A 14,853-nucleotide genomic window follows, 5' to 3' on the forward strand; every position below is an offset into this window, starting at 1 on the left:
GCCGCGTGCGGATCGGCGCGCGACGGCACCACCGCGGGTTCGGCCCGTGGCGGCCGGCTGGCAGGCGTGCCGTCGAGCGACGGCGTGCCGATAGCGTTTTCAGTCACTGGTATGCTCCCCGTGCGTCCGGCCCTCGTGCGGCGCACCGGACCGTCTGTCGAGATGTGATAATACGTATTAATACAAGTTGGGCGATCCAATTGCTTTTCATATCGATATCCGGAATTCCGCTGAAGGCGGGCCGGGAACGGAAAGGAAGAACCGATGACGCTGGTGCGTGACGACGCGACGTCGCTTTACGAGCAGATCGCGGCGACGCTGCGCGGCGAGATCGAGCAGGGCATCTACGAACCGACCGGTAAGCTGCCGTCCGAGGCGCAGTTGAGCGAGCGCTTCGCGGTGAGTCGCGTGACCGTCAGGCTCGCGCTCGCGCGCCTGACCGACGCGCACATCGTCGAGCGCAAGCAGGGTAAGGGCACGTTTGCCGCGAAGCAGCGGTTGCGGCATCGGCTCGATGTGCTGCGCGGGTTCTACGACTCGCTTGCGGGGCAGGGTGTGCACGCACGCATGGAACTGCTGCGGATGGAAGAGTGCGATGTGCCGCCGGGATTGCGGCACGCGTTCGCCGAGGACGTCACGCGTTGCATCTATCTCGAGCGCCTGCATTGGGTCGACGACGAACCCGTCGCGCTTGCGCAGACGTGTCTGCTGCCCGACGCGCGTGCCGTTGCCCATGCGCAGGCCGAGAGCCTGCCGACCTACGAGATGCTTGAACGGCTGCTCGGCTGGCGGATCACGGATGCCGACATGTCGGTCACGGCCGTGAGCGCACCCGATGATGTGGCGGATCGATTAAGGATCGGCGCGAATGCGCCGCTGCTCGTGTTGCGGCGCACGTCTCGTCTGGCCGATGGGCGCACGTGCGAATCGACCGTGTTTCATATCCGGCCCGAGCGATTCGACCTCGTGGTGAGGAGTGGCGTCGAGGCGCGGTTCGTTGGTTGACGTCGCGAGGAAATCGCGATGCGTCGCTGTCGCGGTGAGGACGTTTGACAGGGTGGTGTCCGACGGCGGATTCCGGTTGCGCGTTATTGCGCTGTCGTCGTCGACGAAACGGCATGACCAAGAGACACATAGCCCTGATGCAGCATCGACTCGATCGTTATCCAATCGTTTTTGGTAACGCTGCCGGCATCCTCCCGGGCATCGCGCAACAGCATCGCTTGCGCCCGCAAGCGACCGAATTCGGACGTCGAGCGCGCGGGCACCATGTATAGCGCGGCCGCCGCTGCCGCGCACGCATCAGCCAATGCGCCGGGCGGATAACGGGCGCGCTGCCGGTGCACGATCCACCATTCCAGTTCGAGCTTCGATGTGTGATCGAGGTCGAAACTGCGATTGCCCGTGTTGCGGATCAGTTTGAAGTAGGTTTTCAGCGCCGGCAGCGCTTTCACGTAATCGCTGCGCTCGTTGCCTTCCTTGAACGTGAATGCTGCCGATGCGCCGTAATAGGCGCCGACATACGATCTCAACCACGGAAAGCGATACTGCGTGCGCAGTGACTCGGCGAGTTGGAGAAAGAGCGCGATGTGTCGACGGTCGTAGTAGGCGCGCCATATTCCGGTCTCGAGCGTCCCCGTCGCGATCGGATCGAATTGGCTCAGGTCGCGATTCAACGGTAAGAAGAGATCGGCGGCTACGTAACCGGCCAGAACGACAAACAGCGCGAGTGCCGCGCGACGCCAACGCGCCGACATGGCGGCGGACGTCGCGCGGAAAGGGCGTTCACCGCTGTGGGTGTGCCCGGTCGGCTTCATCGCGAATCGAGTCGATGTCGAACGTGTAATGGGCAAGTTACTTCAGTACACGTCCGAAGACCTCTCCCAGTTCGGCATCTTCGAGCACCGGCGCGATGTCGAGCTCCATCAGGTCGCTCCACATGTACGCGAATTCGGTCAGCGTCTTTACGTCATCAGTTTCAAGCAAGTCGAACCCGCCGCGCAGATCCGCTCGCGTCCATCTGCCGAGCAGCCTGACGCCCGCCGGCGGTAGTCCGCCCGTTTTCTGAAATCGGGTGATGGCTTCGGCCCGGGATAGCGTGTCCGGGGCCCAGGTGAATGTCAGCATGAACTTCATGGCGTACCTCCCGATGGAGCGATTGGGCTGAATTCATTTTAGGCAATCGAATTTGTTCGCCTTATCGGGGAAGGTACTCGTACGGATATTTTTCGTCGGTCGCGATTCGGGATGCGGCTCGAACGGCTCGGGATGGGTAATCAGCCGATGAATCACAATCAGCCGATGAATCGAGGACATTGGTGTCATCGTTGTAACGCATCCTTCGGGAGGTGGCGTGTCGATCGACAGAATGACGGTGGACAGGTGCGGACTGTGACTTGAAATGCCGGGTGCTTTCACAGTCAAATTGGCGGCGCAGAGCACAATTTTGGCAGCGCAGCTCTCAATTGAGCCACTCGTTATCCTGCTAATATGGGTCGTTTTATAAATCCGCTTACGAATGCGAGCGGCAATAAAAACGCTACTCAAAGATGGAAATAAAATGAAAGTAGGGAAACGAGAGTTTGTAAGAAAATCGTCGCGCTTCACATTTTCCATAGCATGCGTCCTGACTTCCTTGCTCTCCGCGTGTGGCGGCGATAGCGGGGGTGGTCCATCCGCCACGCCGATTGCCAATCTTAGCGCTGCGCAACAAAGCTACGAGAGCTTCACTTTGTCAGGAAACGGCGGCCAACACTTTCTGAACGGCTCACTGGATTTTTACATCTCGTCCGCTGGCACGCCGATACTGAACAAGGCGACTTCTTTCTTCTTCACGGGCGACACAAGCCTGGCACAAAGCCCGGCAGTGGCCGGGCCACAGTTACTGACGACAGGGGTATCCACAATAGCCCCGACACTTGCCGTACCGAAACGAGCCGGAGAACGCTATCTGGTGGGTGGGAGCATCGTTGTGGCGGCAGTTCCAGCTCAAACGCAGGTCAGCTACAGCGGTGAAAATGTCGAGGAAACGGACCTGGCGTCCGATGGCAAGACCGTCACGATGACCCTGCTAGGGACCAGCTATACGACGGTGCCGCTGTCTGGCGCGATTGCGAGTTCGCCGTCCGAGTTGTTTGACGGCAGCGCGCTAGGAATCGTTACCAGCACGATAAGCGGAACATCTCTCTATAACAAACAAGCAAGCTGGCAAGCTGGTGCCGCGTATATGAAAGTGGTCAGGCATGTGGTCGGCGACACGGTATTGGTTGGGGATTGCGCCGCACCCGCTACGACGGGGCCCAACGTAACCCCTTGCGTCACGACCGCTTCGGCGCTGGAAGCGTTTTTCCCTCATACCAGCATCGCCGACAAAAAAACGTATGACCTGAGTGACGGCCAGATCGTCACACTGGCCGGAACGCGGGCGTGGGTCGCGAACGTGGAATCGAACTCGGCCACGCCTCGATACCGGGTTTATTTTCAGAATAGCGGGCAGATCTTTAGCGGCGACTTGATCAAGGACGGCACGACGCTCGGGATCTACCCGAGCGGCAGTACCACGCCGCAAAACTTCTATATCTTCCTCAATAGCGCTGCGGTGCAATCAGTGAAGGCGGCTGTCACGTTCTGATCTGGATCGTCTGGTACCCTTGATATTTGCCGCGGGCAGGTGAATTCCATGCAAATTGGATAGGGTTCCAGACGGAGTGCAAAACGTTGTCCATCTTCTGCATGGAAATTGATTTACGGTCGGACGCTCCAGTGGCAGTATCGCATCTCGATCTCTTCGCGGAGAAGTAACCATGTTCCGGCCCGTCGCCGCCTCTATGTTCTTTGCGCTGGCATCAGCGTCGCAGGTGTTTGCCCAAACGCCCAATCCGCCTGCAGTGACGCTTGTGAAGGAGACGACGCCTGATGGCGTTGAGGCGAGACTGCTGACGTCCCAGTTCGCCCCCAACACCTCCAGCCCCTGGCACACGCATCCGGCTCCAGTGATGATTTACGTACTGGAAGGAACCGGCGTATGGGAAGTGGACGGTCTTCCGCCAAAGACGCTCACGGCCGGTCAGGGCACGCTCGAACCCGCCAACAAGAGAACCCGTGTGGTCAACCAGGACGCCACGCAAACGCTCAGGCTCGTGTTGGTTCAGATGTCGGACCCCGGCAAGCCATTTTCGTCGCCTGCGAAGTAGGGAGGCTGCTTCGCTTTGCAATTTTCGGTGCTCGACGTGAAACTCATGCGCCAACACTGACCACCTTACAAAAGTATTTTCATGCCTGTCATGGCGACGTGCGACCAGCTATCCGGCAATCAGGACCATCCCCGCGAACTTTCGAAAACCGTCGTCGCAGCATCGCTTGTGACCGGCCTCGAAATGTTCGATTTCACCGTTTTCGGATTTTTCGCGGCGGTGATCGGAGACCGGTTCTTCCCGGCGAACGATCCGATGACGTCGTTGTTGTGGGCCGTCGGTACATTTGGCATCGGGTTCTTCATGCGGCCTGTTGGTGCAATGGTCATCGGCACATACGCGGACCGCGTGGGACGCCGCGCAGCGATGGCGACGACGAGCTGGATGATGGCGCTGGGAACCGCCGCGCTCGCCCTGTGCCCGTCGTTTGCCAGCATAGGCGTGATTGCGCCGCTCGTTGTGATCGCCGGTCGATCGTTGCAGGGCTTTGCCGTCGGCGGCGACATCGGCGTTGCCGCTGCCTTCGTCCTGGAGGCAGGGCCCGTGTCGCGCCGGGGCTTTCTGGTCAGCTGGCAACTCGCCAGTCAGGGCGCGGCCGCGTTGCTGGGGGCGACCCTGGGCATGCTGATCACCAGCACGGTGTCGCCGGCGGCGCTTGCCTTGTGGGGCTGGCGAATCCCGTTCCTGATCGGTCTCTTGATCGCGCCGGTCGGCCTCTACGTTCGCCACCGGCTTCGCGATGATCCGTTTGTCATCAACGCCGCCGGACACGCGCGCACACCCCTGACCGAACTGTTCCACCAACATGGAACGAAGATCGTGCTGGCGATGCTGCTGATGATGGGGCAAACCATACCGGTCTACGCGATCGTCTACTTCATGCCGAGCTATGCGACGCGCGTGATGCACATGCCCGCCGTCACCGGGTTTCAGGCTTCCGCGTTGTCCGCGCTGCTGCTGGTCGTCATTCCGCCGCTGGCCGGCCGTGTCATCGACAGTCTGCCGCGCCGCAAGCCATTGGCCCTCGTGGCCTCGGGATGCTCGGCGCTGCTGGTCTATCCGGTCTTTCTGATGATCGCCCGTGCGACGAGCGTGCTGCCGATCCTGTGCGGCGTCGCAGTCTTCAGCATCATGGTGGCGTTCAGCGCCGTCGCGGTCACCCTGCTCGTGCTCGAAGCGCTGCCCGCGCGGGTGCGCGCGAGCGGCATGGCCGTTTCGCATGCGTTGAACGTCGCGTTGTTCGGCGGCACCGCTCAATTCATCGTGACCGGTTTGATCAAATGGACCGGCGATCCGCTGTCCGCGGCCTGGTATGTCGCGCCCGCATGTGGCGTGAGCTTCTGCGCGCTGATGCTTTTCAAGGAGCGGCACGCCGAAGGCTGAGCTCGCCGCGCACGCATTGACGCCTCGCTCACGGCGTTCGAACCATTTTGCTGCTCACCAGCGCCCGAAAATCCTGCGGCGCCATGTCGTGGGCTCGCCGGAACGCGCGCGTGAAATCAGACGCGCTTTTGAATCCGAATCCGTAAGCAATCTCCGCCACCGCGACGTGCGGATAACGGATCAGTTCGTCGGCCGCATGGCGCAGCCTCAGATGGCGGATATACGCGTCGACGCCGCCCTCGTGCTGAAACAGGCGATAAAGCGTCGGGCGGGGAAATTGAAACGCAGCCACCACGCTTTCGGGGGAGAGGTCGTCCTCGGTCAGGTGCGCCCGAATATAGCGCCGAATCTGACCGAACATGGCCGCCCGCGCGGCCGCGCGCGTGTCGCCGATCAGGCGTGCCTGCCGTCCGAACGCGGCAACCAGCAGCCTGCCCGCCGCGCGGATTGCGTTGTCCGCGTCAGGGGCTTCCATGCAGGCAATTGTCTGACTAAGCGCCGTGACGTGTTCGACGATCAGCCGTTCGAGTGGCATCGTCCCATCGAGCACGCGACCGTGGATGGCCTCCGGATCGGGAAAGACTTCCTGCACCAGCGCGCCCGGCACGAAAAACGTGATGACCCGGCATGCGAGGCGTTGCATGCGAAAGGGTTGATTCATATCCAGCGCGAGGATGCGTGCAGGCGCGGGCGTGGAACTGCGATGAGCGGTGCGGACGGCGACGTTGTCGACGCCGCCCTCCAGAAACACATGAAAGACGAAGTCGCGTACCCGGTCTGTCGAGATCCGGGCCAGTGAGCGATCGAGGACCATCAGGTCGGATCGGCAATCCGTCAACACCAGCTCGCCAACCTGAAAGCGGTCGATTGAAGCATGGAACGGCCGCTCCAGGTCAGACCGCGAGGGCAGCACGTCGACAAGATGACCGACCCGATCGCGCCAGGCCAGCAGGCGACGTTGTGGCGGTTCGCCCCGCACGCTGAAGTGGCTATGCGCAATGCCGTGTTCAAGCGGATGGCCGGCATCGACCGTGGGTGCGCGGGAGTTCATGCGAAGAAGTTCTTTGCTGAAATGTGTCCGGAAGGCTGCCGGTGGATACGCTTTGGGAATCTAACCGAAAATTTGTCCGGAGCGAACTCTTCGAGAAACAAGCTTGGAATTTCTCGTGAGCTGACATGCAGGAGACGAGATCGGCCGTAGCCGACCCGTTGCTGCCGATCGAGCCGTTGCACCTCCGAGGGCAGGTGTCAGAGCACAACGGTCACTCGTTCCGAAGATCCGAAAGCTTGTCCGCCCTTAGCGGATCGGTTGCAGCAACTGAGAGCCCAGCGCAACACGCGACTGACCTGACTCTAGCCCCGCACCCAGCACGACTTGAGACCCCAATGGCAAGCAATGATCAGAGATCTCCGCGCACTTCACCGGTTCCCAGCGCGCTCCGCCGCCGGTTGACTTCCGCCCAAAGCTCATCGCTGTCGTCATTGCGCAGCAGGACCATCCAGTCCAGTTGATTGTCGGTCACGCCGAAGTATTCCAGGATTTCCCGGCGAGCCGCATCGATGAACTGCGCGTATTCCGGGGTTGCCTGGGCCTGCGCGTGCAAGGCGTCGTATGCTGCATCGTCCGCGCCGCCGCCGTGCTCGTCGATATAGCGAGAGATCCACTGGTCTCGTTCGCGGTCGTAATCGGCCTCGGCGCGCATCGCTTGCACAGCCGTGTAGAAATCCAATTGGGCAAACGCGGCGATCGCCGCCGTTGTCGCCTCGTCGAATGTAGTCGTCATTCCATCTCTCGTGTTGGTCATGGCACATCATTGCACGGGCCGCACCCGGGCAGGTGCCTCGAATTCGGACGGTCCAACACGCCGCCTGGCGCCGACGTTTGGCCCGTGCAAAGGCACCATGATCGGGAGGTTCACGCCTTCGAGCGCCACTCATCGGGGCCGCACGGGCGACAGGACACTCATCTTGCTGCACTGCAAGCACCGCAATGAAAACAACCGGGCGCGGCAAATCGCAGCACAAGTATCGAGCGTATCGCCGCGGGCGTCACGCCGGCACTTAAGCGCCAACGCGGGCGCCGGTCGTGAATTGCTCATAATGGCCGTACTCCGCCGGATACCTCCGCCGGAGGTCCGTTACCGGCTCAAAACGACCCATTACAGCCCATCGGACTACACTTGCGATTGGCCGCTTGCAGGCCGACATGAGTCAGTCGCAGACGGCTTCGGCCCCATACCTGCGAACCGGAATGTAATCCGCGCCGAAGGCGCAGACCGCTGCGAGCGCAATGGCGACCGCATCGCGCAGGTATGAACCTGTAACGCTTTCCACAAGCGCTCCCGCCGAGCCGCTATCCGTCTTCTTCGCCTATGCTTCGCTCGCCGACGTTGAAATACTCAAAAATTCGGCTCCGCAAAAAACTCAATACCCTGAAGAAAAGTCACGTCCGATTCACAAGCCCGAAATAATCGGATTTATAATCCGCCGCACCTTAATGCCTCGCAGTATCCGCGTTGGCCCATGCAGCGCACGGGGGAGGGACATTGAATTTGAATGTGCGCCCTTACACATACTGGATTGGAATTTTATCCGGGAAAGTACTTAAAAATTTGTTCTTGTCAGTCATCTATCTTCAAACTGGCGGGGTTTGATGCGCCGGAGGCAGCATGAATTGTGCTGCGAACATTTGAAGACACCACGGGCGATCTGGCGGAGCGTACGCTGGCTACGCTCGATGCCGCGCAGAGGGTGGGCGGCAACATCCACGGCAGGCAATGCACGTCGGGCAGGGCCTCCTTCCATGAGGCGGGCTGCGGGTGTCCGCCAATGGCGCTTAGCATCTTCCAATACGGGATCTTGCGGCACGTGCCGGAGGAACGATCTTCCACTCGTTTCAAGGCGCCGCGAACCGCTTACTGCAGCCTGGAAACCATAGAGCCAGTAAGCATTTGCTGTCGCGTATCGGGGGAATGCCGGGAGTAATAACTCGCCGGAATATGCATATCGACGCTTCGGTGCCTTTGGCAATGGAGATCGGACATGATTGCGCTCCTCCTTTCAGACCTGCATCGCATCGCCAGCGGCGATGCGATACCTATGTTGAAAACGCTCAAAAAGCAAGTCCATGGCTGCTTGTGGCTCTCTGCATCCCTGTCCGTTCTTGTATTCCTCATGACGGCTTCCATCGAAACATTTTCGGCAGGCATTACTAGAATCGAAATCACCTCGGTCGAGTCGCCCACCTTCAACGGCAAGACCTTCGGCGATGTCGGCGCCTATGAAAAATTGAGAGGTAAGGCATTTGGCGAGGTAGATCCGAACGATCTGCGCAACGCCGTCATTACGGATTTGCAACTTGCACCGCGCAACGCGCGCGGTATGGTGGAATATTCGATGGACATTTATATCTTGAAGCCCGTCGATGTGTCCAAGGGCAACCATAAGCTTTTTGTGGAAGTGAACCAGCGCGGCAGCAAGGTGTTTGGTCCCTTCAATTTATCCGGCGGTGGGAATAACCCAACCACGGCCGCAGATGCCGGCGAGGGTTTCCTGATGAACCAAGGTTATTCCTTGGCATGGAATGGCTGGGATCCATCGGCTCCGTCGGGAGGTGACAATTTGACCATCACCGTGCCCGTTGCCAGGAATCCGGATGGCTCTTCGATCACCGGGCCTGCCTATGAATACATCGTGTTCGACAACTCGACTGCGCTCACGTACAGGTTGTCCTATCCGACCGCCAGTCACGACCATTCCAAGGCTACGCTGACCGTGCGCGATCATCTTAACGATGCGCCGAAGCGCGCGGACTGGGAATTCGTCAATGACACAACGATCCGCCTGCTGCCTGCAGGGACGCCGTTCAAGCAGAGCGCAATCTACGAATTTTCCTATACGGCGAAAGATCCGGTGGTGGCAGGGATTGGCTTTGCGGCGACGCGCGACTTCGTCTCCTTTCTGCGCAATGCCAAGGCTGATAGCTTCAACCGGCCCAACCCGCTAGCAGGAGATATCGAGCGCGCGTACGCATTTGCCGTCTCGCAGCCGGGGCGTTACATGAACGACTTTGTCTGGCTGGGCTTTAATGAAGACAAGGGCCAGCGCAAGATCTTTGATGGCGTCGAAAACTGGATCGCCGCCGGCACCGGTGTCGGGCTGAATTACCGCTTCGCCCAGCCCAGCCGGACCGAACGCACCCGGCAGGACCATCGGTACCCGGAGGGCATCTTCCCATTCGCCTATACAACACTCACCGATCCGTTCACCAGCAAGACAGATGGCCGCCTTGCCAGGTGTACGCCGACGGATACCTGTCCAAAGATCATGTCGGTGAATTCGGCGAACGAGTATTGGGTCAAGGCCGGCTCGTTGCTGCACACGAATACCCAGGGAAATGACCTCGATGATCCGGACAACGTCCGGTTCTATCTGCTCTCAGGCGTCGAGCACAACCGGTCGGGTTCGCCGCCCAAATCCCGTGGCATCTGCCAGCAGTTCCGCAACACCACTGACCCGAATCCTGCGTTGCGGGCGCTGTTCATCGCGATGGACCAGTGGGTCGTCGATGGCACTGCGCCACCTCACAGCCGAGTGCCCCGCACTTCGGATGGCACAGCCGTATTCATCCAGCCCACCGAGAACTCGGTAAATGGTGTCGGTAAAGTGCCGCAGGATTTACTCGACTGGCCCACGATTCCGGGCGTGACGTATACGGGCGTAGTCACAGTGCGCAACCTGCTCAACTTCGGGCCTCGCCTCGACCAGGGTATCCTCAGCATCAATCCGCCCATCGCCACCGGCGAAATCTATCCTGCCTTTGTTTCAACGGTGGATGACGATGGCAATGAGATCGCTGGCGTGCGGCTGCCGCCAGTGGCCGCGCCAGTTGCTACGACAACCGGCTGGGCGCTGCGCGCAGACGCATTCGGCGGCGCGGACGGATGCGAGGGGTGGGGGCAATTCATCCCGTTTGCGACGACCGAGGCGCAGCGCCAAGCCACCGGTGATCCGAGACCGTCGCTGCAGGAGCGCTACAGGGATCACGCTGGCTACGTTAGGGCCGTCACCAAAGCCGCGAACAAACTCGCCAAGCACAGGTTGCTTCTGCCTTCTGACGTGCAACGCTACATCAGTGGTGCGGAAGCAAGCGACGTGCTGAAGTGAAAGGCGAACCGACAGCCTTCTTCAGTGCGTTAAGAACGGCGTACCAACCACGCATGCTATGCCATGCCAACGTACACAGCGATCCAGGCAATTGCTGATTGAGGATTGTAAGAGTTCTGTCGTTCGAAAAAACACTAGACTTCGATACACCGGCTGAGCGCTTTCACCAATACGTTGCATCGACGGGTTGAATCCGCAGCCGAACTCGGACCGACGACGAAGGTTGCACCGCATCGTTGGACGCCGCGGACGCCGACGGCAGATCCGACCCGTTTCGGCCCGTCGCGTGCTTACGGCGAATGTCCGCGAAGAATCCGCAATGCCGATGACCACGACACGCTGCTTCCCTGCGACACGCCTGTCGATCGTCGTCGAATCTACTAACTTCAGATCAAAGATTCGCCTGCAGGAAAGCTATCACTTGCGTTTCGATCTGACGGTGAATGGACGATCGATCGACTCCCGGCTCATCCTGGCAAATGAGACGTTCAGCAGCTGCAATTTGCGGAGGACATGAATCGATAAATACAAAATGGCTTCCGGGCACCACCACCAGCTTCGGCGGCACCGGAAATCCAGATGCCACTGCGAGCACGTTCCAGGTCGCATTGAGATAGGCATCGCTTTGCGGACGGTAGAGCAGCATCGGCACGTGGATTGGCGCGAGGCTCGATGAGTCGAACATAACCGCAAGCGGATCCATCAGAACGAGCGCCTTAAGGCGTAGGTCGACGGGCGGCCGCCAGGTTGCAAGTTTCGGTGACAAAAAGGAGGCATTGCTTGTCGAGCCCGCCATGTTTTCTTTGGCCCCGGAGGGCGGACATGAGCCGGGATCGTCGAGATGAGCACAAACCGCAATAGCATGCTCAAAATCTGGCTTTGCACCCGCGAGAGTCAGGGCGGTATAGCCGCCAGCGGAGTAGCCGATCATGCCAATCCGGGACGCGTCCACGCTACGCGCGAACCTTGCGGACGAAAGTACGGCATCAAGTGCCTCTTCAGCCTGCCGCGGTCGATCAATCAGGACTTGCGCTTGTGATTGGGCCAAAGGAAAGCCCGAGGCGTCCCCAATGTGCGTGGGCGCGATAACGATGAAACCCGCTCGCGCCAGCGCAACGGCCAGGTCGCGATGGCTTAGCGGCCCTCCGCGACGCCCATGCGACAGCAACACGGTCGGAAATCGTTGATTGGCAGCCAGCGTCGCGTTCCGGCTCGCTTCGACCACAAGTGGACCCGCTTGCCAGGGGACCTCTGGTGCATTTGTCGGATAGAACACCAGTGTGTCGATCGGTGCGGTTTCGTCGGGCACCGTAAGGCGCGTCACTCCAGCGTTGAAGTGTGAGGATTGAGCAGAGGCGGAAACAGCAAGCGCCACGAATAGTACGGCAGCCATTACTCGACGCATCATCCATGCTCCGCGATGATCCCATTGGAACGTCGAAGCATATCAAATTGACTTCGGTGCGATGACCGCCGACAGGCATCGCTTATTGAGCGCTTACATTGTTTCACCGAAGGGCGGCTAGCGCCTCGTAAGTAGACATTCAACAGGATGTCGCGAAGGACCGCTTCTGGCTGAACTGGGACCGACGACGAAGGCCGAGCGGCATCGCTGGAATTCGCGAACGCCGACGGCAGATGCCCACTCAACACCGTCGGTTATTGCGAAATCGTGTCAATGGCAGCCTTAGAATGCGTAACGGCCGTCAAAGTCGACATCGAAGCATCCGCGATTCGGGGCTCTTTCGGACGTTGGGATGTTGTCGCGAGTGAGACAGCTGCTCGACATATTTCGGCCGTTCGCATCTCAATTGTGATCGATACACACTCGTTATAGGCAAGGCAGGGTTCCTGACTGCAAGCTAGTCCAGCCGTGCCTCACGAACACGCCCGCGCAAGCGAAGTGTATGGATCGTTGAATGGTCTCTCAGGTGTCTGCACTCGCTTTTGGATGCCTCAAATTCGGCTATGAGCGGTTGTCTTAGGCAGGCTGCAATTCGAATCCGGGTGCCGGAACGTCCGGCCACAGCTCATAAAACACTTCGGGTTTATCGATCCCTCCGTTGCGCGGACTGCTGTTCATACCCAGTGCGTCGGCCGCAGCGATACTGATTTCACCGATCCTGTTAGCCGGGCCTAAGTCTGCCACAACACAGTCAACGCTCTTCCCTTGCCACGTCACGCGCGCCTTACAGCCGCGCACGACTCCGACTACTGAAGTAACAACAAGCGGCGGAACTACGACGTACGGTATCGTTTGAGCATCGACATACGACGCAGGGTCCGATGCTGGCAGGGCACGATTGCGATACCAGGTTGTTGATGCAATGACGCCCCCGGGAAATACCTTCGGTTGATTGTCTGTATCAAGCAAGACAATGCTGCGCGCCCACTCATGGGCGCAAACCACCTTGTCACCAACCATTTTCATACCGCCGTTCGCAAGGAACTCGGAGCCTTGATCGCCGACCATATAAGCCGCCTGCTCATCATTCTGTCCGTTCGCGCCGTCCGCGTCGATATCGGCGTCTGCAGTGTAGTAGACGCGAAGATCGTCATCCTCGACGATGTCACTTGTGAATCCTTGGGCTGAGATAGTGCCGATTAGTCTAGACATTGCATCACCATTGAGATTAGGGGTTCGTTAAGCGCGGCTTATCGTGCACGGGCATCGCCGAAAACGCCCGAGCCTAGGAGTTCGCAAACTGCGGCACAAACAACCCGAGCAAACGCATCTTCCGGCGGCTGCTCAAACTCGCGACGAATCCCAAACCGACATCCAGCTCACACGCTGGCTATAGACATGACACTGGAATCATCGGTCGGGCAGTTCCAAGGCCTGCACGCGAACACTCGGGGCGTCGTTTCATCGTCGGACTAGATTAAACCTCCTCCGGTTTGGGTAATGATTACGTTTATTATTGGGCCAGCGCACTGCGGCTGACGCCCGCGCGTCGCATCATGCTGTGACGGCGCTTCTCCAGCGCGACAATCTGCATCAGTTCGATGCGCGTCATCACGAGAGCCTCTGGGCGGCCATTCGCATTGAGCCGCGTCGGCACGAAGCATGTTTTGTTGCCATGCAGCCAGACGGCCGTGATAAATAGCGAAGGAAACGTAAGAAAGCGCACTTCGACGCGAGAGCCGGATTCGTCGAGCCAGTCCTGTGCAACCTTCAGCGCGTTGCACAGCGCCACGGCGGCTTGCGCGCCACGCACATCGAACAGCAGACGTCCTGACCCATTCTCTTTCTCCGCGATGTTCACGCTCGCGACGGGCTTGCCGTTCGAGGTGACGAGCGCCCGCCATCCCGTCATCCTCACGCCTTTGCGAGTTTCCCCATGCGAAAAGCGCGCTGGATTGCCAACGTAAAGCGGAAACGGCCCGTGCAACATCAGCTCGCTGCTGTCTTTCAACTGTTCGCCAAGCGCTTCAAGTGCGGCGGCGACATGCGGACCCAGCAACGATAATTCGTCCCCGTAACGTGTTTGTGACGATCGTGTCGGCATGGTCAGAATCGCATGAAGTAGCAGTCAGTCCAGCGGCCACGATTCTGCGTGTACGCTTCTCTCAGATCGTCGATCGAACAGATGCTGGGGCCGTAGAGCGGATCCATTATCTTGATGTATTGAATTGATGCGAACTCTGCCGTCGATTCGACGCCCGAAATCACGATGTAGTGGCCTTCGCCGACATGGCCGCTGTCGGTCCATTCGATACGGACTGCAACGGGGCGCTTCTCGTTGATTATTTCGTTCGCTATGGCAGTGATGTCAAAAACGCTGGAACGCTGTGTTGTCACGCCGACGCTTTGGAGCACGGCTTCCAGCGGTTCCGGGATGTCGCAGCCATCGCCGTCCTGCTGCGGGCCGCAGCACGGGCCGCCCGTAACCTGCGTCGCGATGCTGCACTGAGTCCAGATGCTGCCAGCGTCGAAGAAGGCCGATACGCCCATCGCGACGGCGGCCCAGCACCACTGCGTGCGTTCTTGCGGCTCGATCGCGATTTCCACGGTGATGTACTTCAGATTCTGGCCGACATCGCGGAACGCGAGTGTCGTCAAGGGAAGCATCGAGAACATGGCGCGCCTCCTTGCGTGAGGGTCATTAGC

14 protein-coding genes are annotated in these 14,853 nt (G+C 59.5%); 5 read left to right on the forward strand and 9 right to left on the reverse strand.

Translation table 11 applies throughout. From position 1 onward, the window contains the following. Window positions 1–264 precede the first annotated feature (264 nt). Window positions 265–1,005: a GntR family transcriptional regulator gene (locus G3N94_RS13925; protein WP_205792970.1), complete on the forward strand. Its 741-nt coding sequence runs from the start codon at window positions 265–267 to the stop codon at window positions 1,003–1,005. A gap of 83 nt (window positions 1,006–1,088) precedes the next feature. Here the strand turns inward: G3N94_RS13925 and G3N94_RS13930 are convergent, their stop codons facing one another. The 3 genes from G3N94_RS13930 to G3N94_RS13940 are packed head-to-tail and all read right to left on the reverse strand — an operon-like array spanning window position 1,089 to window position 2,616. Then, window positions 1,089–1,817 (reverse strand): hypothetical protein, encoded by a 729-nt coding sequence (locus G3N94_RS13930; protein WP_241021831.1) that lies wholly within the window; start codon window positions 1,815–1,817, stop codon window positions 1,089–1,091. Between the two features lie 37 nt (window positions 1,818–1,854). Next, window positions 1,855–2,136, reverse strand: a complete 282-nt coding sequence (locus G3N94_RS13935; protein WP_205792971.1) for a DUF3303 family protein — start codon at window positions 2,134–2,136, stop codon at window positions 1,855–1,857. Window positions 2,137–2,169: 33 nt separating this feature from the next. Continuing rightward, window positions 2,170–2,616 carry a hypothetical protein gene (locus G3N94_RS13940; RefSeq protein ID WP_205792972.1) on the reverse strand — a complete coding sequence of 149 codons (447 nt, stop codon included), beginning with the start codon at window positions 2,614–2,616 and terminating at the stop codon, window positions 2,170–2,172. A gap of 115 nt (window positions 2,617–2,731) precedes the next feature. Between G3N94_RS13940 and G3N94_RS13945 the strand changes: the two genes are divergently transcribed. From G3N94_RS13945 to G3N94_RS13955, 3 genes are all read left to right on the forward strand, one after another. After that, window positions 2,732–3,631: a hypothetical protein gene (locus G3N94_RS13945; RefSeq protein ID WP_205792973.1), complete on the forward strand. Its 900-nt coding sequence runs from the start codon at window positions 2,732–2,734 to the stop codon at window positions 3,629–3,631. A gap of 172 nt (window positions 3,632–3,803) precedes the next feature. Next, window positions 3,804–4,193 (forward strand): cupin domain-containing protein, encoded by a 390-nt coding sequence (locus G3N94_RS13950; protein ID WP_205792974.1) that lies wholly within the window; start codon window positions 3,804–3,806, stop codon window positions 4,191–4,193. Window positions 4,194–4,274: 81 nt separating this feature from the next. Then, window positions 4,275–5,576 carry an MFS transporter gene (locus tag G3N94_RS13955; RefSeq protein WP_205792975.1) on the forward strand — a complete coding sequence of 434 codons (1,302 nt, stop codon included), beginning with the start codon at window positions 4,275–4,277 and terminating at the stop codon, window positions 5,574–5,576. Window positions 5,577–5,604: 28 nt separating this feature from the next. Here G3N94_RS13955 and G3N94_RS13960 read toward each other — a convergent pair whose 3' ends face one another. Both G3N94_RS13960 and G3N94_RS13965 read right to left on the reverse strand, forming a co-directional pair. Further along, window positions 5,605–6,627, reverse strand: a complete 1,023-nt coding sequence (locus tag G3N94_RS13960; RefSeq protein ID WP_205792976.1) for a helix-turn-helix domain-containing protein — start codon at window positions 6,625–6,627, stop codon at window positions 5,605–5,607. Between the two features lie 349 nt (window positions 6,628–6,976). Further along, the gene (locus G3N94_RS13965) at window positions 6,977–7,360 is read right to left on the reverse strand and encodes an ATP-dependent protease (protein ID WP_205790914.1); all 384 of its coding nucleotides are present in this window, start codon (window positions 7,358–7,360) and stop codon (window positions 6,977–6,979) included. 1,258 nt (window positions 7,361–8,618) lie between these two features. Between G3N94_RS13965 and G3N94_RS13970 the strand changes: the two genes are divergently transcribed. Beyond that, window positions 8,619–10,742: an alpha/beta hydrolase domain-containing protein gene (locus tag G3N94_RS13970; protein WP_205792977.1), complete on the forward strand. Its 2,124-nt coding sequence runs from the start codon at window positions 8,619–8,621 to the stop codon at window positions 10,740–10,742. A 391-nt stretch (window positions 10,743–11,133) separates the two neighbouring features. Here the strand turns inward: G3N94_RS13970 and G3N94_RS13975 are convergent, their stop codons facing one another. From G3N94_RS13975 to G3N94_RS13990, 4 genes are all read right to left on the reverse strand, one after another. Further along, the gene (locus tag G3N94_RS13975; protein ID WP_241021832.1) at window positions 11,134–12,150 is read right to left on the reverse strand and encodes a dienelactone hydrolase family protein; all 1,017 of its coding nucleotides are present in this window, start codon (window positions 12,148–12,150) and stop codon (window positions 11,134–11,136) included. A gap of 573 nt (window positions 12,151–12,723) precedes the next feature. Next, window positions 12,724–13,359 (reverse strand): glycoside hydrolase family 75 protein, encoded by a 636-nt coding sequence (locus G3N94_RS13980; RefSeq protein ID WP_205792978.1) that lies wholly within the window; start codon window positions 13,357–13,359, stop codon window positions 12,724–12,726. A gap of 301 nt (window positions 13,360–13,660) precedes the next feature. Beyond that, complete coding sequence (locus G3N94_RS13985) at window positions 13,661–14,206, reverse strand: hypothetical protein (protein WP_205792979.1); 546 nt, start codon at window positions 14,204–14,206, stop codon at window positions 13,661–13,663. 47 nt (window positions 14,207–14,253) lie between these two features. After that, a complete protein-coding gene (locus G3N94_RS13990; RefSeq protein ID WP_205792980.1) occupies window positions 14,254–14,823 on the reverse strand; it encodes a papain-like cysteine protease family protein in 570 nt (189 codons plus the stop codon). Window positions 14,824–14,853: the final 30 nt, after the last annotated feature.

Source organism: Burkholderia sp. Ac-20353 (assembly GCF_017104785.1).
In the GTDB taxonomy this organism is placed as follows: Bacteria; Pseudomonadota; Gammaproteobacteria; order Burkholderiales; family Burkholderiaceae; genus Burkholderia.

Coding starts and splice junctions, on each gene's coding strand:
- G3N94_RS13925 (WP_205792970.1), top strand. CDS start 265: ATGACGCTGGTGCGTGACGACGCGACGTCGCTTTACGAGCAGATCGCG.
- G3N94_RS13930 (WP_241021831.1), bottom strand. CDS start 1,817: ATGAAGCCGACCGGGCACACCCACAGCGGTGAACGCCCTTTCCGCGCG.
- G3N94_RS13935 (WP_205792971.1), bottom strand. CDS start 2,136: ATGAAGTTCATGCTGACATTCACCTGGGCCCCGGACACGCTATCCCGG.
- G3N94_RS13940 (WP_205792972.1), bottom strand. CDS start 2,616: ATGGAAAATGTGAAGCGCGACGATTTTCTTACAAACTCTCGTTTCCCT.
- G3N94_RS13950 (WP_205792974.1), top strand. CDS start 3,804: ATGTTCCGGCCCGTCGCCGCCTCTATGTTCTTTGCGCTGGCATCAGCG.
- G3N94_RS13955 (WP_205792975.1), top strand. CDS start 4,275: ATGCCTGTCATGGCGACGTGCGACCAGCTATCCGGCAATCAGGACCAT.
- G3N94_RS13960 (WP_205792976.1), bottom strand. CDS start 6,627: ATGAACTCCCGCGCACCCACGGTCGATGCCGGCCATCCGCTTGAACAC.
- G3N94_RS13965 (WP_205790914.1), bottom strand. CDS start 7,360: ATGACGACTACATTCGACGAGGCGACAACGGCGGCGATCGCCGCGTTT.
- G3N94_RS13970 (WP_205792977.1), top strand. CDS start 8,619: ATGATTGCGCTCCTCCTTTCAGACCTGCATCGCATCGCCAGCGGCGAT.
- G3N94_RS13975 (WP_241021832.1), bottom strand. CDS start 12,150: ATGATGCGTCGAGTAATGGCTGCCGTACTATTCGTGGCGCTTGCTGTT.
- G3N94_RS13980 (WP_205792978.1), bottom strand. CDS start 13,359: ATGTCTAGACTAATCGGCACTATCTCAGCCCAAGGATTCACAAGTGAC.
- G3N94_RS13990 (WP_205792980.1), bottom strand. CDS start 14,823: ATGTTCTCGATGCTTCCCTTGACGACACTCGCGTTCCGCGATGTCGGC.